General features: G+C 60.9%; 15 protein-coding genes and 1 riboswitch. Of the genes, 9 read left to right on the top strand and 6 right to left on the bottom strand.

Annotated elements, in window-relative coordinates; genetic code table 11:
- Window positions 1–49 precede the first annotated feature (49 nt).
- Window positions 50–1213, bottom strand: a complete 1164-nt coding sequence (locus L6D74_RS26195; protein WP_178076209.1) for a 1-acyl-sn-glycerol-3-phosphate acyltransferase — start codon at window positions 1211–1213, stop codon at window positions 50–52.
- A 142-nt stretch (window positions 1214–1355) separates the two neighbouring features.
- On the opposite strand from L6D74_RS26195, the gene L6D74_RS26190 reads away from it, so the two are divergent.
- From L6D74_RS26190 to L6D74_RS26180, 3 genes are read left to right on the top strand one after another with little or no spacing between them, the layout of a single operon-like run.
- Complete coding sequence (locus L6D74_RS26190; protein WP_011335896.1) at window positions 1356–1538, top strand: CPXCG motif-containing cysteine-rich protein; 183 nt, start codon at window positions 1356–1358, stop codon at window positions 1536–1538.
- A gap of 9 nt (window positions 1539–1547) precedes the next feature.
- A complete protein-coding gene (locus L6D74_RS26185; RefSeq protein WP_011335895.1) occupies window positions 1548–1808 on the top strand; it encodes a putative signal transducing protein in 261 nt (86 codons plus the stop codon).
- A gap of 36 nt (window positions 1809–1844) precedes the next feature.
- Window positions 1845–2468, top strand: a complete 624-nt coding sequence (locus L6D74_RS26180) for an SOS response-associated peptidase (RefSeq protein WP_064599348.1) — start codon at window positions 1845–1847, stop codon at window positions 2466–2468.
- 241 nt (window positions 2469–2709) lie between these two features.
- On the opposite strand, the gene L6D74_RS30370 is transcribed toward L6D74_RS26180, so the two are convergent.
- A complete protein-coding gene (locus L6D74_RS30370; RefSeq protein WP_236191040.1) occupies window positions 2710–4851 on the bottom strand; it encodes a methyl-accepting chemotaxis protein in 2142 nt (713 codons plus the stop codon).
- Between the two features lie 263 nt (window positions 4852–5114).
- Between L6D74_RS30370 and L6D74_RS26170 the strand changes: the two genes are divergently transcribed.
- Window positions 5115–5933 carry a M48 family metallopeptidase gene (locus tag L6D74_RS26170; protein ID WP_039766290.1) on the top strand — a complete coding sequence of 273 codons (819 nt, stop codon included), beginning with the start codon at window positions 5115–5117 and terminating at the stop codon, window positions 5931–5933.
- Window positions 5934–5977: 44 nt separating this feature from the next.
- Here L6D74_RS26170 and L6D74_RS26165 read toward each other — a convergent pair whose 3' ends face one another.
- The 3 genes from L6D74_RS26165 to L6D74_RS26155 form a co-directional block, all read right to left on the bottom strand.
- Window positions 5978–6562, bottom strand: coding sequence for a TMEM165/GDT1 family protein (locus L6D74_RS26165; RefSeq protein WP_007956837.1), 585 nt, complete (start codon window positions 6560–6562; stop codon window positions 5978–5980).
- Between the two features lie 87 nt (window positions 6563–6649).
- Window positions 6650–6774, bottom strand: a riboswitch (yybP-ykoY riboswitch).
- A gap of 39 nt (window positions 6775–6813) precedes the next feature.
- Window positions 6814–7812 carry a class I SAM-dependent methyltransferase gene (locus L6D74_RS26160; protein ID WP_236191038.1) on the bottom strand — a complete coding sequence of 333 codons (999 nt, stop codon included), beginning with the start codon at window positions 7810–7812 and terminating at the stop codon, window positions 6814–6816.
- Window positions 7813–7845: 33 nt separating this feature from the next.
- Window positions 7846–8811 carry a 2-hydroxyacid dehydrogenase gene (locus tag L6D74_RS26155; protein WP_236191036.1) on the bottom strand — a complete coding sequence of 322 codons (966 nt, stop codon included), beginning with the start codon at window positions 8809–8811 and terminating at the stop codon, window positions 7846–7848.
- A gap of 91 nt (window positions 8812–8902) precedes the next feature.
- Between L6D74_RS26155 and L6D74_RS26150 the strand changes: the two genes are divergently transcribed.
- The 5 genes from L6D74_RS26150 (at window position 8903) to L6D74_RS26130 (ending at window position 17909) form a co-directional block, all read left to right on the top strand.
- Window positions 8903–9532, top strand: a complete 630-nt coding sequence (locus L6D74_RS26150) for a LysE family translocator (protein ID WP_064599339.1) — start codon at window positions 8903–8905, stop codon at window positions 9530–9532.
- A 156-nt stretch (window positions 9533–9688) separates the two neighbouring features.
- The gene (locus L6D74_RS26145) at window positions 9689–11371 is read left to right on the top strand and encodes a fatty acid--CoA ligase (protein ID WP_236191034.1); all 1683 of its coding nucleotides are present in this window, start codon (window positions 9689–9691) and stop codon (window positions 11369–11371) included.
- Window positions 11372–11707: 336 nt separating this feature from the next.
- Window positions 11708–13597, top strand: a complete 1890-nt coding sequence (locus tag L6D74_RS26140; protein WP_064383978.1) for a DUF1302 domain-containing protein — start codon at window positions 11708–11710, stop codon at window positions 13595–13597.
- A gap of 27 nt (window positions 13598–13624) precedes the next feature.
- A complete protein-coding gene (locus L6D74_RS26135) occupies window positions 13625–14989 on the top strand; it encodes a DUF1329 domain-containing protein (RefSeq protein WP_064599333.1) in 1365 nt (454 codons plus the stop codon).
- 187 nt (window positions 14990–15176) lie between these two features.
- Window positions 15177–17909 carry a winged helix-turn-helix domain-containing protein gene (locus L6D74_RS26130; RefSeq protein ID WP_236191031.1) on the top strand — a complete coding sequence of 911 codons (2733 nt, stop codon included), beginning with the start codon at window positions 15177–15179 and terminating at the stop codon, window positions 17907–17909.
- 81 nt (window positions 17910–17990) lie between these two features.
- Here the strand turns inward: L6D74_RS26130 and L6D74_RS26125 are convergent.
- The coding region (locus L6D74_RS26125; protein ID WP_276574957.1) for a beta strand repeat-containing protein at window positions 17991–20588 on the bottom strand (2598 nt) is incomplete at its 5' end.

Raw genomic sequence — 20588 nt, 5'->3', positions numbered from 1 at the left:
ACGAAGAACGGCGCCCGAAGGCGCCGTTCTTGTATCCGGCCAAAACCGCTTACAGCGGCAGGCCAGCCTTGACCCGGTACTGATTGCGCACCGGCGTCGCATATTGCAGCACCAGATACGGACGATGCTCCTCGGGGCAGGCGTCCAGACGGTTCTGCCATTCTTCCTGGGCCTTGGCCAGTTCCTCGGCACCGAACACTTCGGCAGCCTTCGGTACGTTCAACTGCGGATCGGCATCAGCCCACTGCGCGTATGCCAGGTAATGCACCGGGAACAACCGGTAGCCGCCGAGAATCTGCTTGTCCATCTCGACCGCCAATTGCTTGGTGTCCTCGTACAGCTCGGTGATCGGCGCGGCGAAGTTCACGTGCACCCGGCCCTTGTAGCCGGTGATGCCCTTGGCGATGCTGACGTCATCCTCGCCCGGCGCCTTGCTGTAGGTGCCGGTGGTGGCGCGGATGTACAGCTCGCGGGCCTTGGCCTGATCGCACGGGTCGTATTCGTAGCTGATCGACACCGGGGTCAGGTTCAGCGACTGAATGACTTCGCCGAACGGCTCGTCCTTGCGACTCATGTGGAACATCTTGAGAATTGCCGACTCGGTACGGTCATCGCCGTCCTTGGCCCGGCCCTCGGCCTGGGCGATCCAGATCGAGGCGCAGTCGTTGCGGATCGAGTGGTTGATGTAGGCCGAAAGCAGCTGGTAGGCGGCCATTTTCTCGCGGCGCCCGGTGATCGAACGGTGCACGATAAAGCTCTTGTTCAAGCGCATCAGGTCGCTGACGAACGGCTTTTGCAGCAGGTTGTCGCCAATCGCGATGCGCGGGGTCGGCAGGCCGGCGTGGTACACGGCGTAGTTGACGAAGGCCGGGTCCATCACGATGTCGCGGTGGTTGGCGATGAACAGATAAGCGCTGCCGGACTTGAATTGCTCGACACCGGTGTAGGTCACGCCGTCGGTGGCGCGCTCGATGGTGTGGTCGACGTAGAACTCGACCTTGTCCTGCAACGTGGCCACGGAGGTCACGTCGGCAAACTCACGACGCAGCCGATGGGCTATAAGTGGTTTGAGCATCCAGCCGAAGGCACCGGCAAAACGCGGGAAGCGGAAGTGGGTGAGGATATCTAGAAACGCCTTGTCGCCGAGCAGTCGCGCCAGTACCGCAGGTACTTCGCTGTCGTCGTAAGGTCGGATGGCATCGAATTCGCCCATCATGCTCTCTTGTTGGAAACGGCTAGGGTAAGTAAAGGTTTTGATCGAAAACCAACGGGGCACGGTCTGAAAAAGTAGCCAGACAAAAATAGCCCTGCAAATAGACCGGCGATTATACGCACAAGTCACCCGGGAGACCGCGATGCTGGAAAGCGCAGTATATGAATGTCCGTATTGTGGTGAAGAGGTCGAGACGACCGTGGATCTCTCCGCTGGCGACCAGACCTATATTGAAGACTGTCAGGTGTGTTGTCGGCCGATCACCTTTGTGTTGCAGGTCCATGGAGAGGACTGGTTTCTGGAAGTCTTCAGCGAAAACGAGTGAGGCACGGCCATGCAGCGAATCTACGAACCGGAAAACCTGATGGAAGGCGAGATGCTCAAGGGCATGCTCGCCAGCGAGGGCATCGAGGCGCATCTGGTCGGGCGCGATCTGCTGGGCGGCACGGGCGAGTTGCCGATCTTCGGTCTGCTGGGCCTGTCGGTCGATAACGATCAGGCCGAATACGCCCGCGAGCTGATCAGTGCGTACAATGCCGCGCTGCCGCTGCCCGGCGATGAACCGGACAGCTATCCCGGGACGCTGGTCTGTTAGGCTGGCGTTCGTTTTATTTGTGAGTCGTGTTGCCCCATGTGTGGACGTTATGCCCTGTTTCGCTGGAACCGCGATTTCGCGTCCCTGCCAGGTTTTCCTGCCGATCAGCAGGCGCAGTGGAACATTTCCCCCAACGATTCGGTGTTGATGCTGCGCGCCGAACCCGACGGCCAGCGCACGCTGGCCCGTGCCCGTTGGGGGCTGACACCGCCGTGGCTGACCGACCTGTCGCGCACCCCGGCCCACGCTCGGGCCGAAACCGTCGCCGAACAGCCGATGTTCCGTGAAGCCCTGCGCTTGCGTCGTTGTCTGCTGCCGGCCAACGGGTTTTACGAATGGCGCGGCAACGTGCGCAAACGGCCGTACTGGCTGACACCGGGAGAGGGGGCTTCGCTGTTTTTTGCGGCGATCTGGGAGGCGTATCCGGTGCAGGAACAGGTGTGGCTGAGCACGGCGGTGATCACCCAGCCGGCGGCCAGTCAGCGCCGTCCTTTGATACTCGATGAGGCGGGGCAGGCGGCGTGGCTCGATCCCGAAACGCCGCTGCATGTCCTGCAAGGCCTGCTCGCCAGCGAACCCGCGGCCTTGCGCGAGCGAGTGCTGGCGAATCTGGTCAATGATCCGAAGCTCAATGGCCCGGAATGCCTGACCCCGGCCTGATGCATCCAGATCAAAAGCCCCCTCATCGGAACGCCGCCCGCCCAGCCCTCTCCCGGTGGGAGAGGGAGCCGACCGAGGTGTCTTGAGCGATCCAGCGACTTGATACACCGAGTTGATTATGGATTCAGCGAATATCTTTCAGGTCGGTGTCATTTTGAAATATCCCCCAATCAGTCACCTCTCCCTCCGGGAGAGGGTTAGGGTGAGGGAGCTTTTGGCTTTTGACTTTTAGCCTTCGACGTCAGACCTTGAACTGGTTGATCAACCGCCGCTGCTGCTCCGCCAGTTTGGTCAGATCGGCACTCGCCGAACTCGACTCATCCGCACCACCCGCCACTTCGTTCGCCACCTGACCGATATTGATCACATTGCGGTTGATATCGTCGGCCACCGCGCTCTGTTCCTCGGCAGCGCTGGCGATCTGGGTGTTCATGTCGTTGATCACCGAAACCGCCTGAGTAATCGTTTCCAGTGCTTCGGCTGCCTTCGCCGCGTGCTGCACACTTTCGTCGGTGCGGTTCTGGCTTTCCTCCATGACCCGCACCACATCGCGTGTGCCCTGTTGCAGTTGCTGGATCATGCTCTGGATTTCTTCGGTGGCCTTCTGGGTTTTCTGCGCCAGGTTGCGCACTTCATCGGCCACCACCGCAAATCCGCGTCCCTGTTCACCAGCGCGGGCCGCTTCAATCGCCGCGTTGAGGGCCAGCAGGTTGGTCTGCTCGGCGATCCCGCGAATGGCGATGAGGATCGCGTTGATGTTTTCGCTGTCCTTGGCCAGGGTCTGCACCACGTCCACGGCCTTGCCGATTTCCACGGCCAGCACACCGATCGAATTGGAGGTGTCGCGCACGATCTGCATGCCCTGACTGGCTGCCTGATCGGCGTGGCTGGCCGCTTGTGCTGCCTGGGTCGCGTTACGCGCCACGTCTTGCGCGGTGGCAGTCATTTCCTGCACGGCGGTGGCGACCTGATCGATTTCGGCCATCTGTTTCTGAATGCCGATATTGGTGCGGATCGCGATGTCCGCCGTGTGCTCCGAGGAATCGCTGACGCTCTGTACCGACGACACCACCTGCGTGATCATCCCCTGTAATTTGGCGAGGAAGGTATTGAAGCCTTTGGCGATTGAACCGAGTTCGTCGTTGCGATCACTGGTCAGGCGACGGGTCAGGTCGCCTTCGCCCTGAGCGATGTCATCGAGCATGGTCACCATTTGTTTGAGCGGGCGAGCGATGCCGTGACCCACCAGCCAGATCACCAGCAAGCCAAGGCCGGCGATGATCAGGCCGACCATGGCCATGCCGAAGGTGTCGGATTTGCGCTGGGCGTCGAGGTCGCCTTGGAGCTTTTGCAGGTCGGCCATCACCGCGTCGAGCGGCAGTTGCAGCATCAGCGTCCAGCGCGCGTCGGTCTGGCCGATGCCGAACGGCAGGTACAACTCGATCCGGCCTTGCTCTTTATTGACGGTGTAAGTCACTTCGCCGCGCTTGAGATTGGCCATGTTGGCAATCTGCTGGGCGTCGAGGATGTCGCTGACCTTCTCGCCGAATTTGCTCGTGTCCTTGGTGTAGGCGACGATCCGGCCGTTGCCGCCGATCAGGGCCATTTGCCCGGCGCCGCTGTACAGTTTCTGGTTGGCGCTCAGGAGCATTTCCTGGATGAAGTTCACCGACAGGTCGGCGCCGACGATGCCCTGGAAGGCGCCGTTGAGCATGATCGGTTCGATAAAGGAGGCGAGCATGACGATCTTGTCGCCGACCTTGTACGGGGCCGGATCGATCACGCAGGGCTTTTTGGTTTCTTTCGAGCACAGGTAGTACTCGCTGGCGCGCACGCCGGTGGACAGGACTTTCTGGTCGTCGACGTCCACCAGTTTGTCCAGGCCCAGGGTGCCGTCGTCGTTGCGGAACCACCACGGCAGGAAACGACCGTTGCCAGGGTCGATGCCGACAACCTGAGTGCCGACGTAGGCCGCGTCATTATGGTCCAGTGCGTTTTTTTCCCAGCCGATGTAAGTGCCGAGAATCTTCGGATTCTTCTCGACGTTTTCCTTGATCAGGCTGATCAGTTGCTCACGGCTGACGGTCAGTCGCGGCTGACCATCGGCGCCCGGCGTGCCGAGCAGGGCGTTGACCCGTACCAGTCCGCCGGCAATCAGCAGCGGTGCTTCGAGTTCGCGCTGGATCTGGCTGACCTGAGTCTGCGCCAGCGACGTCAGGCGCTGTTCGATGACTTGTTCGAACTGGGCCTGGGTCCGTTGCTGGACCATTTCCTGGGTGCGGGCACCGGAGAACAGCGCATACAGCACCAGCGCGGCGACCACGCTGAGTACGATGGCGCCGGCCAGGGCGGCCACGGAAAACTGGATCGACTTGAACTTCATGGGAGCTCCGCACGCGAGAGGACGTCTGCGCTGTTGTATCGGCAGCCACTGTTGCGCCATGAGGTGCGGAGCAAGTGATTACAGCCGGATGTCGCAAATGGACCAGTGCACGACGCAGTTGCAGCGGGCTCGGCGGCGGATGTGAATTTTTTCCTGCAGGGCTGGCGGGCGTGTTCTGAAAACAGGTGCATCACGTCCGTTGTATCTGGCGCCGATACAATTACCCGCCTAGGATACGCGACAGGTTTTCAGGGAGCTTTTGAATGAACAAGACATTGGTTGTAAGTGCACTGAGCGCAGCGCTGTTGCTGGCCGGTTGTCAGTCGGTCAACACCACCAGCGGCGGTGCCGTGGGCGTGGAACGCAAGCAGTACATGTTCAGCATGCTGTCCTCGCAAGAGGTCGACCAGATGTATGCCCAGTCCTATCAGAAGACCGTGGGCGAGGCGTCCAGCAAAGGCGTGCTGGACAAGACCAGCAACGATGCCAAGCGTGTTCAGGCGATTGCCAACCGCTTGATTGCCCAGGCACCGAACTTCCGTCCGGATGCGGCGCAGTGGAAATGGGAAGTCAACCTGATCAAGAGCGACGAGCTCAACGCCAACTGCGGGCCTGGCGGCAAGATCATTTTCTACACCGGGCTGATCGACAGCCTGAAACTTACCGACGATGAAATCGCCGCAGTCATGGGCCATGAAATCGCCCATGCCTTGCGCGAGCACGGTCGGGAAGCGATGTCCAAGGCCTATGGCATCGAAATGGCTAAGCAGGGCGCGGGTGCGTTGCTCGGCCTGGGTCAGGACAGCCTGGCGCTGGCCGACACCGTGGCCAACTACGGCATGACGCTGCCCAACAGCCGCGCCAACGAAAACGAGGCCGACCTGATCGGTCTGGAACTCGCCGCGCGTGCCGGGTACAACCCGAACGCCGCCATCACTTTGTGGGACAAGATGAGCAAGGCCTCTGAAGGCGCACCGCCGGAGTTCATGAGCACTCACCCGTCTTCCAGCAGCCGCACGGCTGCGTTGCAGGCGGCGATTCCGAAGGTCATGCCGCTTTACGAGAAAGCGCCCAAGTCCTGAAGCCATGATCGCTCCCGCACTCGGTGCGGGAGCGATCTGCCGGATCAAACCCAGCCGCTGCTCTGCATCGCCTTGTACACCGCGACAATCGCCAGGATCAGGAACGCCGAGGCCGCCAGTCGACGGATCAGGGTCAGTGGCAGTTTCTCTGCCGCAAAATTACCCGCCAGTACCACCGGCACGTTCGCGATCAGCATGCCCGCCGTGGTGCCAATAATCACCAGCCACAGCTCCGGGTATTGCGCCGCCAGCATCACCGTGGCGATCTGGGTCTTGTCACCGATTTCCGCAAGAAAGAACGCAATCAGCGTGGTCAGGAATGGCCCGAACTTGCGGGCGGTGCTGGCTTCATCGTCATCCATCTTGTCCGGCACCAACGTCCAGAGGGCGGTGGCGGCGAAGCTCGCGGCAAGAATCCAGTGCAGGACCGAATCGGAGAAGAAGCTGCCGAACCAGGCGCCGACCGCACCCGCTGCCGCGTGGTTGGCCAGGGTCGCAGCCACGATACCGGCGATGATCGGCCAGGGTTTGCGAAAGCGAGCGGCGAGAATCAGCGCGAGCAGTTGCGTCTTGTCGCCGATTTCGGCCAAGGCAACGATTGCGGTGGGAACGAGTAACGAGTCCAGCATCAGGATTTCCTAAGGGGCGGGTCGACACGGCTATGACACGTACAGCCTTCCCGCCCCGGGTAAGGTGTGCGTGTCATAGGTCTTGTCAAACCCTGCGATCCGTCTGCTGCGGACGCTTGGGTCGCATACGCCATGATCTGAGGATCAAGTATGTTGACGTATGCCGGACGAGCTTGGCGCTCGTGGGAGACTACTCCCCTAGGACGGAGCGGATTCTGCCTTCGCGAATCCGATAGAGCAAGAACAAATTTTCAGCCGCGCTTGGCCCGGTAAATCCGGAATCCATTGCCTTCGGCCTTGATCGCACACGCCCCGAGATGCTCTTCGATCAGCGGTTGATATTTCAGGAAGCTGTTGGCAATCAAGCGAAGTTCGCCGCCGTTTTTCAGATGTTTGGCCGCTTTTCGTAGCAAGTTTTCGGTAGCGAAATAGTCGGTATGCACACCGACATGGAACGGCGGGTTGCTCAGGATCGCGTTCAAACCCATCGGCGCGGCATCGATGCCGTCACCGGTCAGCACTTCGGCTTCCAGACCGTTGGCCGCCAGGGTCAAACGGCTGCTGGCGGCAGCGAAGGCATCAACGTCGAGCAAGGTGACCTGATTGTGCGGGTAACGACGCTTGACCGCCGCACCCAGCACGCCGGCGCCGCAACCGAAGTCCAGCAGATGGCCGCTCGGCAGTTTGTCCAGATGTTCCAGCAGCAGGGCGCTGCCGCGATCCAGTCGGCCGTGGCTGAATACGCCCGGCAGGCTGATGACTTTCAACGGACCTTCGGCCAGCGGCAGTTCGTAGGTCTGCGCCAGGCTTTCCAGCGGTTTGGCTTCGGGAGCGTTGGCCACCGTCACTTGCCACAATTGGCAATGGCGCGCGCTGTCGAGCTTGCGCGGCTTGCCGAACGGGTTGAGCTGTTTGGAGGCGCCTTCGATACCGCTGCGTTTTTCCCCGACCAGATACACCTCGCGCCCGGCCAGGCGTGAAGCCACGGCATTGAGGATGTAATCGGTCAGGTCCTTGGCCTTGGGCAGGAACACCACCGCCGTGTCGAACGAGCGCTCCGGCACGTTCACGCCAAAATGGCTGCGCCCTTCGAAGCGCGCATCGAGTGCAGCCTGGTCGCCGGCGTGCCAGCACCAGCCAAACGCCTCGGGCAGGCGCCCCAAAAGATCATCGGCAGGCAAACCGGCCAGCAACACAGAACCTTGGAATAACTCGGCCTGACGAAGCAGTACTTCACTGCGCGGATCCATAACTGCTCCTGTGAAAAAAAGTGCCGCAGTTTATCAACTGACGACCCGCAGCGCCTTACCGCTGTAGAACGCCTGGGTGTTTTCCACCAGTTGGCCGACGATTCGCTGCCGCGCTTCGCGGCTGCCCCAGGCGTTGTGCGGGGTAACGATCAGGCGCGGGATGTCGGCTGCCAGCAGCGGATTGCCTTGGGTCGGCGGCTCGACGCTCAGCACATCGGTGGCAGCGCCGCCCAGATGACCGCTGCGCAGGGCATCGGCCAGGGCCTGTTCATCGATCAGTCCACCACGGGCGGTGTTGACCACGAAAGCGCCGTGTTTCATCGAAGCGAGTTCGCGGGCGCCGATGAAGTGCCGAGTGTGTTCGTTGAGCGGGCAGTGCAGGGTGAGGGCGTCGATCTGCGGCAGCAATTCTTCCAGCGGCAGACGATCCGGACGGGCCGGTCGCCCCGGAATCTGCCCCAGCAACACGCGCATGCCGAAGGCTTCGGCCAGACGCGCGACCGCGCCGCCGAGTTCGCCGTGTCCAAGCAGGCCGAGGGTTTTGCCTTCCAGCTCGACGATCGGGTAATCCAGCAGGCAGAACTGTTTCGCCTGCTGCCAGCGGCCTTCGCCGACGGCTTTTTGAAAATCGGCCAGGCGCGTGGCGAGGTTGAGCAGCAGCATGATCGTGTGCTGCGCCACCGACGGCGTGCCGTAACCCTGACAGTTGCACACGGTGATGCCGTGGGCGCGAGCGGCGGCCAGATCGACGTTGTTGGTGCCGGTCGCGGTGATCAGGATCAGTTTCAGTTGTGGGTTGGCGGCCATGGCGGCGGAATCGATCAGCACTTTGTTGCTGATCGCCACGGTTGCACCTTGCAGGCGCTCGGCTACCTGCGCAGGCAACGTCTGAGCGAACAGTTGCAGATCACTGAAGCAATCACGCAAAGGGCTCAAGTCGAGATCGCCAAGATCCAGCGAAGGGTGATCGAGGAATACGGCGCGGTGGGCGTTCGTCATCAACTGTACCTGTCGTGCTTTGAAGGGAAGGCGTAATCTGCCGAGCCTAGCAGATGAAACAACTCGTTACGCTTGGCCGAAAGGAGCCCCCATGTACTGGACAGAATTCTTGACCGTTGCCCTGATCCACCTGTTGGCCGTTGCCAGCCCCGGTCCTGATTTCGCCGTGGTGGTGCGCGAAAGCGTGACCCATGGTCGACGCGCCGGGACCTGGACCGCGTTGGGCGTGGGCACGGCGATTTTCCTGCACGTGGGTTATTCGCTGCTGGGGATCGGCCTGATCGTTTCTCAATCGATCGTGCTGTTCAACGCCTTGAAATGGGCAGCCGCCGCGTACCTGCTGTACATCGGCTTCAAGGCCCTGCGCGCGCAACCGGCGAAAACCGTGAGCGATGATCTGCACAAAGAGGCCGGCGAGCGCACCGCCCGTGGCGCGTTCACTTCGGGTTTCGTGACCAACGGCCTGAACCCGAAAGCCACGCTGTTCTTCCTGTCGCTGTTCACCGTGGTGATCAATCCGCACACCCCGCTGACAGTCCAGGCCGGTTACGGCATTTATCTCGCCGTTGCGACCGCCACCTGGTTCTGCCTGGTGGCCATGTTGTTCAGCCAGCAGCGCGTGCGCGCCGGTTTCGCCCGCATGGGCCACTGGTTCGACCGCACCATGGGCGCGGTGCTGATCGCCATCGGCGTGAAACTCGCGTTCACCGAGATGCATTGATCCTTCTGCGCTGTCATCTGTTTCGGCAAATGCTGGCGCAAGGCTAGCATTTGTACGGCTCTGCAAATCATTCCTTTGGCTGATTTGGCTGACGTATAACGGTTCTAGAGTACGAAACTCCAAAGCCAACACCGTGCAGTCAGAAAAGGGATTCTTATGTTGCAGACTCGCGTCATTCCGCCCGCCGAAGGGGCGTACCAGTATCCACTGCTGATTAAACGGCTGCTGATGTCGGGCGCCCGTTACGAGAAAACCCGCGAGATCATCTACCGTGACCAGCTGCGCTACAGCTACCCGACCCTGATCGAGCGGGTCGCGCGGCTGGCCAACGTACTGACGGCGGCCGGGGTCAAGGCCGGTGACACCGTGGCGGTGATGGACTGGGACAGCCATCGATACCTGGAGTGCATGTTTGCGATTCCGATGATCGGCGCGGTGATCCACACCATCAACGTGCGCCTGTCGCCGGAACAGATCCTCTACACCATGAACCACGCCGAGGACCGCTTCGTGCTGGTCAACAGCGAGTTCGTCGGGCTGTACCAGGCTATTGCGCCACACCTGACCACGGTGGTGAAAACCCTGCTGCTGACCGATCTGCCGGAAAAAACCGCCGATCTGCCGAATCTGGTCGGCGAGTACGAGCAACTGCTGGCGGCCGCGAGTCCGCAGTACGACTTCCAGGATTTTGACGAAAACTCGGTCGCCACCACGTTCTACACCACGGGCACCACCGGCAATCCGAAAGGCGTGTACTTCACCCATCGGCAACTGGTGCTGCACACCATGGGTGTGTCGACCATCATGGGCGCCATCGACAGCGTGCGGTTGCTGGGCACCAACGACGTGTATATGCCGATCACCCCGATGTTCCACGTGCATGCCTGGGGTCTGCCGTATGTGGCGACCATGCTCGGGCTCAAGCAGGTTTATCCGGGGCGTTATGACCCGGAATTCCTGGTCGAGTTGTGGCGCAAGGAAAAGGTCACGTTCTCCCACTGTGTGCCGACCATCCTGCAGATGGTGCTCAATGCCAAGGGCGCGCAGGGCACCGATTTCGGCGGCTGGAAAATCGTCATCGGCGGCAGTGCGCTGAACCGCACGCTGTATGAAACGGCCAAGAGCAAAGGCATTCAGCTGACGGCTGCTTACGGCATGTCGGAAACCGGGCCACTGGTTTCGTGCGCGCATCTGAATGATGAGTTGATGGCGGGCACCGAAGACGAGCGCACCACCTATCGGATCAAGGCCGGCGTGCCGGGGCCATTGGTCGAAGCGGCGATCGTCGATACCGAAGGCAATTTTCTTCCGGCCGACGGCGAGACCCAGGGCGAACTGGTGCTGCGCGCACCGTGGCTGACCGAAGGCTATTTCAACGAACCGCAGAAGGGCGCCGAGCTGTGGGCCGGCGGCTGGCTGCACACCGGCGACGTGGCGACGCTCGACGCCATGGGTGTGATCGACATCCGCGACCGGATCAAGGACGTGATCAAGACCGGCGGCGAATGGATCTCCTCGCTGGACCTCGAAGACCTGATCAGTCGTCACGTCGCGGTACGTGAAGTAGCAGTGGTGGGCATCGCCGATCCGCAGTGGGGCGAGCGTCCGTTTGCCTTGCTGGTGGTCCGCGAAGGGCATGCCATCGGGGCACGCGAGCTCAAGGAGCACCTCAAGCCGTTCGTTGAACTGGGGCACTTGAGCAAGTGGGCGATACCAAGTCAGATCGCCCTTGTTACTGAAATTCCCAAGACCAGTGTCGGCAAACTCGACAAGAAGCGCATCCGCCTCGACATCACTGAATGGCAGGCCAACAACAGCACCTTCCTCTCGACGCTTTGAGCGTCCGCTGGCGCGCCGAAAACGGCGCGCCAGACCCACCAAGCAAGCGCTTGGCTTGTGAAATTCGAATTTTCAGCCATCCTTGCCGTGCCGACATGTGTCGGACTGGCGAAAGGACTGTTCCAGAGTGGCCGGCAGCTGCAAATCACACTTTAGAGGGATCAAGCAGTACCACCTGCTGGCTATAGTCCGCTCAAGGATTTTTAAGAACGGGGCACACGCACAAACGGGGCGATGCAACATTGAAGCGATTTCGGGAAGCCGCTGGCACCCGGTCCTTCAGGCGTTTTTAAAAGTACTCACTGCCATAACAATAATGCACATGGAGTAGCGTCGATGACCTCAGTAAACCAGTTCTGGCGCCGGGCAAAGCTGCCTCTGGCCGTCAGTCTTGCTTCTTCGCTCGCCGGGCCCGCATTCGGCGTCAGTTTCAACGTCGGTGAAATCGAAGGCCAGTTCGACTCCTCCCTGTCGATCGGTGCCAGCTGGTCCACCCAGAGCCCGAACAAGAACCTCATCGGCGTCAACAACGGCGGTCACGGTCTGTCCCAGACTTCCGACGACGGCCATGCCAACTTCAAGAGCGGCGAAACCTTCTCGAAGATCTTCAAGGGCATTCATGACCTCGAACTGAAATACGGCGACACCGGCGTATTCGTCCGAGGCAAATACTGGTACGACTTCGAACTGAAGGACGAGAGCCGCGAGTTCAAGGACATCAGCGACAGCAACCGCAAGGAAGGCGCCAAGTCCGCCGGCGGTCAGATCCTCGATGCCTTCGTCTACCACAACTACGCGATTGCCGATCAGCCGGGCTCCGTGCGTCTGGGCAAACAGGTGGTGAGCTGGGGTGAAAGTACCTTCATCGGCGGCGGCATCAACTCGATCAACCCGATCGACGTTTCCGCGTTCCGTCGTCCGGGCGCCGAGATCAAGGAAGGCCTGATCCCGGTCAACATGTTCTACGTGTCCCAGAGCCTGACCGACAACCTGTCGGCCGAAGCCTTCTATCAGCTGGAGTGGGACCAGACCGTCGTCGACAACTGCGGCACATTCTTCTCCCAGCCGGACATCATTGCCGACGGTTGCACCGACAACCTGCGCGTACTGAACAAGCGCTCGCAGATCCCGGCCATTGCCCTGGGGCCATTGGCGGCCAACGGCGTCAACGTCAATGAAGAAGGTGTGCTGGTGCCGCGCGGCGCCGATCGCGATGCGCGGGACAGCGGCCAGTGGGGCGCGTCCCTCAAGTACATGTTCGAACCGCTGGACACCGAATTCGGTGCCTACTTCATGAATTACCACAGCCGTGCGCCGATCTTCAGTGCCACAGGCGCGCCGCAATCGGTCTACAACGGCGTAGCTGCATTGCCAGGTCCGTTTCAGGCGCTCGGGCCTCTGTTGGTTGCCGGCAATTCGAAGTACTTCGTCGAATACCCTGAAGACATCCGCCTCTACGGTCTGAGCTTCTCCACCACCTTGCCTACCGGTACGGCGTGGAGCGGTGAGATCAGCTATCGCCCGAATGCACCGGTGCAACTGAACTCCACCGACATCCTGTTCGCCGGTGTGCGTCCACTGGGTGGCCCTTACGCCAACGCATCGCTGCTCAATGGCGTGCCGGGCCAGGATCTGCATGGCTACGAGCGCAAGGAAATCACTCAACTGCAAACCACCTTCACGCACTTCTTCGATCAGGTCATGGGCGCCAGCCGCCTGACCCTCGTGGGTGAAGTGGGCATGACTTATGTGGGCGGCCTCGAAAGCCGATCCGACAAGCGCTATGGCCGCGATCCGGTCTATGGCCCGGGCGAGCTGCCAGCCACCGGTACCACCAACACCTGCGTCAACATCCTCAACAACGGCACCATCAACGGCGCCGGACCAGGTTCGCCGCAGAACAACCGCAGCCGCAATTGCGACAACGACGGTTTCACCACGTCGATGTCCTGGGGCTACCGCGGCCGTGCAATCTGGGAATACAACGATGTCTTCGCCGGCGTGAACCTCAAGCCGAACGTGGCCTGGTCCCACGACGTCAGCGGCTACTCGCCGGGCCCTGGCGGCAACTTCGAGGAAGGTCGCAAGGCCGTCAGCCTGGGCGTCGACGCCGAGTACCAGAACACCTACACCGCGAGCCTGGCGTACACCAACTTCTTCGACGGCAAGTACACCACCGTGGATGACCGCGATTTTGTGGCGCTCAGCCTCGGCGTGAACTTCTAAGCACTGCATTTCAGGACGAACGAATTTATGAAAATAACAAAGAGTCTGTTCCACGCCGGTGTTCTGGGCCTGTCGCTGCTGGCGACCGGTGTCATGGCGGCGGTGCCTGCCGCCGAAGCGGACAAGCTGGGCAAGAGCCTGACCCCGATGGGCGCCGAAATGGCCGGCAACGCCGACGGCTCGATCCCGGCCTGGAAACCGATGCCGAAAAATGCCGGCACCGTTGACAGCAAAGGTTTCCTGTCCGATCCGTACGCCAGTGAGAAACCGCTGTTCACCATCACCAAGCAGAACGTCGATCAGTACAAGGCCAAGCTCGCGCCGGGCCAGTACGCGATGTTCCAGCGCTATCCTGACACCTTCAAGATGCCGGTCTATCCGTCCCATCGCGGTGCCACCGTACCGGATGCGGTGTTCGCCGCCATCAAAAAGAACGCCACCACCACGACCCTGGTGTCGGGCGGCAACGGCCTGGAAAACTTCGATACCGCCGTGCCATTCCCGATCCCGAAAACCGGTGTGGAAGTGATCTGGAACCACATCACCCGCTATCGCGGCGGCAGCGTGACCCGTCTGGTGACCCAGGCCACGCCGCAACCGAACGGCTCGTTCAGCCTGGTGTACTTCCAGGACCAGTTCGTGTTCCGCGACAAGATGAAGGACTACGATCCGGCGAACCCTGGCAATATCCTGTTCTACTTCAAGCAGAAAGTGACCGCGCCGGCACGTCTGGCCGGTGGCGTGCTGCTGGTGCACGAGACCCTCGACCAGGTGAAGGAACCGCGTTCGGCGTGGGTCTACAATGCCGGTCAGCGTCGTGTGCGCCGCGCTCCGCAAGTGTCCTATGATGGCCCGGGTACCGCGGCGGACGGCCTGCGTACCTCCGACAACCTGGACATGTTCAACGGTGCGCCGGACCGTTACGACTGGAAGCTGGTCGGCAAGCAAGAGATGTACATCGCCTCCGACAGCTACAAGCTCGACGATCCGAAGCTCAAGTACTCCGACATCATCAAGGCCGGGCACATCAACCAGGATCTGGCGCGCTATGAACTGCGTCGTGTATGGCACGTGACCGCGACCCTGAAGGAAGGTCAGCGCCACATCTACGCCAAGCGTGACTTTTTCATCGACGAGGACACCTGGCAAGCGGCGGTGATCGATCACTACGATGGTCGCAACCAACTGTGGCGCGTGGCGGAAGCCCACTCCCAGGACTACTACAACGTGCAGGTGCCTTGGTACACCCTGGAAACCCTCTACGATCTGCAATCCGGTCGCTATCTGGCGCTGGGCATGAAGAACGAAGAGAAGTCGGCGTATGACTTCGGCTTCACTGCCACCACCAGCGACTTCACCCCGGCCGCCCTGCGTCAGGATGGTGTTCGCTAAGCGCCTGTAAATCGAGGCCGCATCCTCGTGAAAACGCCCCGACAGGTTCGGGGCGTTTTTTTTGCTTGCAGTTTTTCCGTAGGCTTTTTGTAGCCATTTGTAGCAACGACCTTCATAACCGCTCCGTTTAAGGCTAGTCTGCGGGCATCTGCTACGCCGCCAACAGCCATACGAACAAGAGCCGGCCATGACTGATCTGTCCCCACTTCCGGGTCCCGCAAGCGTTGCCGTCGCGGCACTGGACGGACGTTTTTTCCGTCCTCCGCTGCCTGATGGGTACGTATTGCGACCACGACTTTGCGAGCGCCTGCAAGCCGGTCTCGGTGGACGTCTGTTGCTGGTCAGCGCCCCGGCCGGGTTCGGCAAGAGCTCGCTGGCGGTGGAGTTCTGTCAGAGTCTGCCGGCGCACTGGCAAAGTTTGTGGCTGGGGCTGAGCGCCCGCGACAGTGACCCGGGACGCTTCCTCGAACGCTTGCTCGAGGGCCTGCAGGACTACTTTCCCGAACTCGGCAGCGGCGCACTCGGTTTGTTGAAAATGCGCCAGCGTCACCAGCCGTTCGCCTTCGAAGAATGGCTCGACGGCTTGCTCGATGAGCTGGCTCTGCACCTGCTACCGACCTCGCCGCTGCTGCTGGTACTCGACGATTACCACCTCGCCCAAGGGCCGGTGCTCGATCGTTGCCTGCAATTTTTCCTCAACCATTTGCCCGATGGTCTGCTGGTCATGGTCACCAGCCGTCAGCGCCCGGACTGGCACCTGGCCCGTCTGCGCCTGTCCCGGCAGTTGCTGGAACTGCACGAGCAGGATCTGCGCCTGACCCACGACGAAGCCCTGGCACTGCTCGATCGTCACAGCAGCTCACTGCGTGGCGAGGCGCTGGAAAACCTGATCCAGCGTAGCGAAGGCTGGGTGGCCGGGTTGCGATTCTGGCTGCTGGCGATTTCTGAAGCCGGCACCGAATCGGCCTTGCCTCAAGCGTTGAACGGCGGGGAAGGGCTGATTCGCGAATACCTGCTGGAGGAAGTCATCGATTGTCTGCCCGCCGAAGTGCAGGCGTTCCTCTATGACACCGCACCGCAAGAGCGTTTTTGCAGCGAACTGTGCGACGCCGTGCGCGAAGCACACGACAGCGCCGAGATTCTGCGTTTCCTGTTGGCCCATCAGGTCTTTCTGGTGCCGCTGGACGAGCACGGTCACTGGTATCGCTATCACCATTTATTCTCTGATTTGTTGCGCAGCCGGCCGATTGCTGAGGCGATGGTGCCAACTGCAACGCTGCATCTGCGTGCTTGTCGCTGGTTCAACGCGCAAGGGTTACTGGACGAGGCGGTTGAACAGGCGTTGCGCGCCGGTCATCTCGACGTCGCCGCAAACCTGGTACAGAACCTTTCCGAGGAGCAACTGCTGGCCGAGCAAAACGTCGGCATGCTGCTGCGCTGGAAAATGGACTTGCCCGACAGCCTGCTGATCAGCACGCCACGCTTGATCGTGTTGTACAGCTGGGCGCTCGGGCTGGCCTGTCAGCTCGATGCCGCCGAAGAATTGTCCAGCCATTTGAGCCGTTTCCTGCCGGCACCTTCCGCTACCGCGCAGAAGTCGATGCTCGCGCAATGGCTGGCGCTGAGCGGGATCATCGCTCGCGGGCGTGGGCATCGGGAGTTGACGATCAGATACTGCAGCGAAGCCCTGGAAAGTCTGCCGGCCAAGCGCTATGGCCAGCGGCTGATGTGTCTATCGACCTTGTCCAATCTGGCCATTGCCGACGGTGACCTATGGCGCGCCCGCGGCCTTAACCGAGAGTCGCTGGAGTTGGCGCAGCGCGTTGGCAACCCGTTCTTCGAAGCGTTGGCGCACTACGATCGTGCGCGGGTGTTGCAGGCCCGCGGTGAAATTCTGCGCGCACTCGATGAAGTCCATCAGGGCTTGCAGCGGTTGCGCGGCCTGTCGCCACAGCGCCTGTATGCGGTGCGTGCACGGCTGACCCTGTACGAGGGTTTTCTGTTGGCGATGCGCTTGCAGCCTCAGGCCGCACGCGTGCGCTTGTTGGCCGGAATCGGCGAGGCACGGGCCTGTCGCGACATCAGCGTATTGATCGGCCATTGCGTCATCGCGCGTCTGGATGGCAGCAGCGGCGAGTTCGCCAAGGCCTTCGCCGAACTCGCCGAAGCCGAACGCCTGATGCACATCTGGGACGTGCCGCCGATCTACTACCTGGCGATGATCACCCTGGTCAAATGTGAGTTGTGGCTGGCGCAGGGCCGCACCGATCTGGCAGAGGCGTGGCTTGCGCGGTTGGGCCAGACCTACACCGGCGAGCGCGCCGCTGCGCCGCCGGAGTTTCACCCCCAACTGCCATTGCACGTTGAGCTGCAACAAGCGCTGCTCGACATGACCCGCGGCCAGCCGATGCTCGCCGAAGGGCGGTTGGACGTGCTGCACGAAAACGGTGAGCAAACCGGGCGCCAGTTACTCAGCGTGATGGCGTTAACGCAAAAGGTGGCGTTGCTACTGGCGGGCGGGCGCGAGCCGGAAGCACGCAAGACGTTGAGCCAGGCGCTGGAGCTGGCGGCCGGCGGGGTGTTGCAGCCATTCGATGGATTGGCCAGGGAGCACACGGACTGGTTGCGTGGGCAATTGCTGGCGTTCCCCGGACTGGCAGGCCAGCAATTGCTCGAGCATCTACCGCCAGCGCCGCCCCGGCAGATGCCTGAGTCCACGGTCACTGAACAGCTCAGCAGTCGCGAACTGGCCGTACTGCGGTTGATTGCCCAGGGTTGTTCGAATCAGGAAATCAGCGAGCAATTGTTCATTTCGCTGCACACCGTGAAAACCCACGCAAGCCATATCAACAGCAAGCTGGGGGTTGAGCGGCGGACGCAGGCAGTGGCGCGGGCCAAAGAGCTGGGCCTGTTGGCCTAGAAAAAAGTGGACAAAAGAAACACCCCGCGATGGCGGGGTGTTTTCATTTTTCAGCTTCGAATGTTTCAGGCAGCTAAGGGATCAGACGATGACGTCGTTCGCACTGAGCGAGTTGACGCCCACCACTTGCACTTCGAAGTGCCCCCCAGCGTCTGCGCTCAGGTTGCCCGACAGGACGTTATCTGCAAAACGCAGTTGCCCCAGCCCGGTGAATTCACTGGAGCCAATGAACGTCAAGTGTTGATAGCCGAGGGTCATCGGGTCAATGTCGAATTTGGAGAAATCGATTTTGTCCCCTTCCAGTGCGTTGAAATCGGCAATGACGTTCTGCGAGGAGCTTGTTCCGAATTCCTTTCCGAGATTGATCATGTTAGTGATGGCAAAGGTGTCAGCCCCGGTACCGCCCGTCAACGTGCTATGTCCCCACCCACCGTACAGTGTGTCGTTTCCTTCCCCACCGAACAGTTTGTCGGTTCCGCCATTGCCGCCGAGTACGTTGTTGCCGGCGTTACCCGTCAGAATGTTATCGAGGTTGTTGCCCCACATTGTCAGGTTTGCGCTGCCGAGCAGGGTGCCGTCCTCGACGTAATCCGAAAGGTTGTAATCAACCGAAGTGCGGATCAGGTCGTGACCGCCATTCTGGAACTCGAAGATGAGGTCATTGACGTTATCCACAATAAAGATATCGTCGCCGCCCTCGCCAATCATGCGATCAGCGCCGAGACCGCCCGACAGGATGTTGTTGCCATCGTTGCCGTGCAAGACGTTTTCCATGGCATTACCTGTCAGATTCAGGTTGGCACTGCCAATCATCTGACCATCTTCGACGTTGTCCGCCAGTGTGTAGTCGATGCTGGTGTTGACGGTATCAATCCCCTCATCCGCGAGTTCAACGATAACGTCGTTGATGTTATCCACGTTGTAGACGTCATGCCCGGCTCCACCAATCATGATGTCTGCGCCTAGCCCGCCATCGATGTAGTTGGTGGCGGAGTTGCCTGTGATGGTGTTGTCCAGCGCATTGCCGGTGAGTGCACCCCATGTGTCGCCAAACATCGTCAAGTCTTCAACATTGGCGCCGAGGGTGTAGCTGATACTGGTTCTGACCAGATCATGCCCTTCGCCGATCTGCTCGATCACGACATCGTTGATGTTATCCACAACGTAGGTGTCGTTGCCGGCGCCACCGATCATGGTGTCGGCTCCCATGCCGCCGTCGAGAATGTTGTTGCCGATGTTGCCGGTGATACGGTTGTTGACCGCGTTGCCGGTGCCGTTGAGGTTGGTGCTGCCGATCAGGATCAGGTTTTCGACGTTGGCGCCGAGGGTGTAGTCGATGCTCGCGAACACGCGGTCGAGTGCGGCCAGCGAGGCGTCGGTTTCGGTCACCACATCACCGACGTTGTCGACGTAGTAGGTATCAACGCCGTCGCCACCTATCATGGTGTCGGCGCCGAGGCCGCCGTCGAGGGTGTCGTCACCGGCGCCGCCGCTGAGGGTGTTGTTCATGGCGTTGCCGGTGAGCACGTTGTTCAGGCTGTTGCCGGTGCCGTTGATGGCGTTGCCGGTCAGCGCCAGATTTTCCAGGTTGGCGCCCAGTCTCCAGTCAACCGACGCGCGGACGGTGTCGATTTCGTTCGCCAGGGTGCTGGTCTCGGTGATGATGTCGCCAGCGTTGTCGACGACATAAGTGTCGTTGCCCAAGCCGCCAATCAGCGTGTCGATGCCGGCGCCGCCGTCGAGAATGTTGTCACCGGCGTTACCGGTCATACGGTTGCTGACCGCGTTGCCGGTGCCGTTGAGGTTGCCATTGCCGATCAGGATCAGGTTCTCGACGTTGGCGCCGAGGGTGTAGTCGATGGAGGCGAACACGCGGTCGAGCGCGGTCAGCGAGGCATCGGTTTCGATGACCACGTCGCCGACGTTGTCGACGTAGTAGGTGTCGACACCGTCGCCGCCGATCATGGTGTCGGCGCCGAGGCCGCCATCGAGGGTGTTGGCCGCTGCGTTGCCGGTCAACGTGTTGTTCAGCGCGTTACCGGTGCCGTTGACGGCGTTGCCGGTGAGCACGAGGTTTTCCAGGTTGGCGCCGAGTGTCCAGTCAACCGATGCACGTACGGTGTCGATCTCGTTCGCCAGGGTGCTGGTTTCGGTGACGGTGTCGCCGACGTTGTCGACGATATAGGTGTCATTGCCCAGACCACCGATCAGCGTGTCGGCACCCAGGCCGCCGTCAAGAATGTTATTGCCGTCGTTGCCGGTGATGCGGTTGCTGACCGCGCTGCCGGTGCCGTTGAGATTGGCCGTGCCGGTCAGGATCAGGTTTTCGACGTTGGCGCCGAGGGTGTAGTCGATGGACGCGAACACGCGGTCGAGTGCGGTCAGCGAGGCATCGGTTTCGATCACTACATCGCCGACGTCGTCGACGTAGTAGGTGTCGACGCCATCACCGCCGATCATGGTGTCGGCACCTGCGCCGCCATTGAGGGTGTTGGCCAAGGCGTTGCCGGTGATGCGGTTATCCCGCTCATTGCCGGTGCCGTTGACGGCGCTGCCGATCAGGATCAGGTTCTCGACGTTGGCGCCGAGGGTGTAGTCGATGGAGGCGAACACGCGGTCGAGCGCGGTCAGCGAGGCATCGGTTTCGATGACCACGTCGCCGACGTTGTCGACGTAGTA

This window comes from Pseudomonas pharyngis (assembly GCF_021602345.1).
GTDB lineage: Bacteria > Pseudomonadota > Gammaproteobacteria > Pseudomonadales > Pseudomonadaceae > Aquipseudomonas > Aquipseudomonas pharyngis.
The sequence above is the reverse complement of the archived record's forward strand: the minus strand, read 5'-3'. Positions and strand labels throughout refer to the sequence as shown.

Coding starts and splice junctions, on each gene's coding strand:
- L6D74_RS26130 (WP_236191031.1), top strand. CDS start 15,177: ATGACTGATCTGTCCCCACTTCCGGGTCCCGCAAGCGTTGCCGTCGCG.
- L6D74_RS26145 (WP_236191034.1), top strand. CDS start 9,689: ATGTTGCAGACTCGCGTCATTCCGCCCGCCGAAGGGGCGTACCAGTAT.
- L6D74_RS26140 (WP_064383978.1), top strand. CDS start 11,708: ATGACCTCAGTAAACCAGTTCTGGCGCCGGGCAAAGCTGCCTCTGGCC.
- L6D74_RS26165 (WP_007956837.1), bottom strand. CDS start 6,562: ATGCTGGACTCGTTACTCGTTCCCACCGCAATCGTTGCCTTGGCCGAA.
- L6D74_RS26135 (WP_064599333.1), top strand. CDS start 13,625: ATGAAAATAACAAAGAGTCTGTTCCACGCCGGTGTTCTGGGCCTGTCG.
- L6D74_RS26150 (WP_064599339.1), top strand. CDS start 8,903: ATGTACTGGACAGAATTCTTGACCGTTGCCCTGATCCACCTGTTGGCC.
- L6D74_RS30370 (WP_236191040.1), bottom strand. CDS start 4,851: ATGAAGTTCAAGTCGATCCAGTTTTCCGTGGCCGCCCTGGCCGGCGCC.
- L6D74_RS26185 (WP_011335895.1), top strand. CDS start 1,548: ATGCAGCGAATCTACGAACCGGAAAACCTGATGGAAGGCGAGATGCTC.
- L6D74_RS26195 (WP_178076209.1), bottom strand. CDS start 1,213: ATGGGCGAATTCGATGCCATCCGACCTTACGACGACAGCGAAGTACCT.
- L6D74_RS26190 (WP_011335896.1), top strand. CDS start 1,356: ATGCTGGAAAGCGCAGTATATGAATGTCCGTATTGTGGTGAAGAGGTC.
- L6D74_RS26155 (WP_236191036.1), bottom strand. CDS start 8,811: ATGACGAACGCCCACCGCGCCGTATTCCTCGATCACCCTTCGCTGGAT.
- L6D74_RS26170 (WP_039766290.1), top strand. CDS start 5,115: ATGAACAAGACATTGGTTGTAAGTGCACTGAGCGCAGCGCTGTTGCTG.
- L6D74_RS26180 (WP_064599348.1), top strand. CDS start 1,845: ATGTGTGGACGTTATGCCCTGTTTCGCTGGAACCGCGATTTCGCGTCC.
- L6D74_RS26160 (WP_236191038.1), bottom strand. CDS start 7,812: ATGGATCCGCGCAGTGAAGTACTGCTTCGTCAGGCCGAGTTATTCCAA.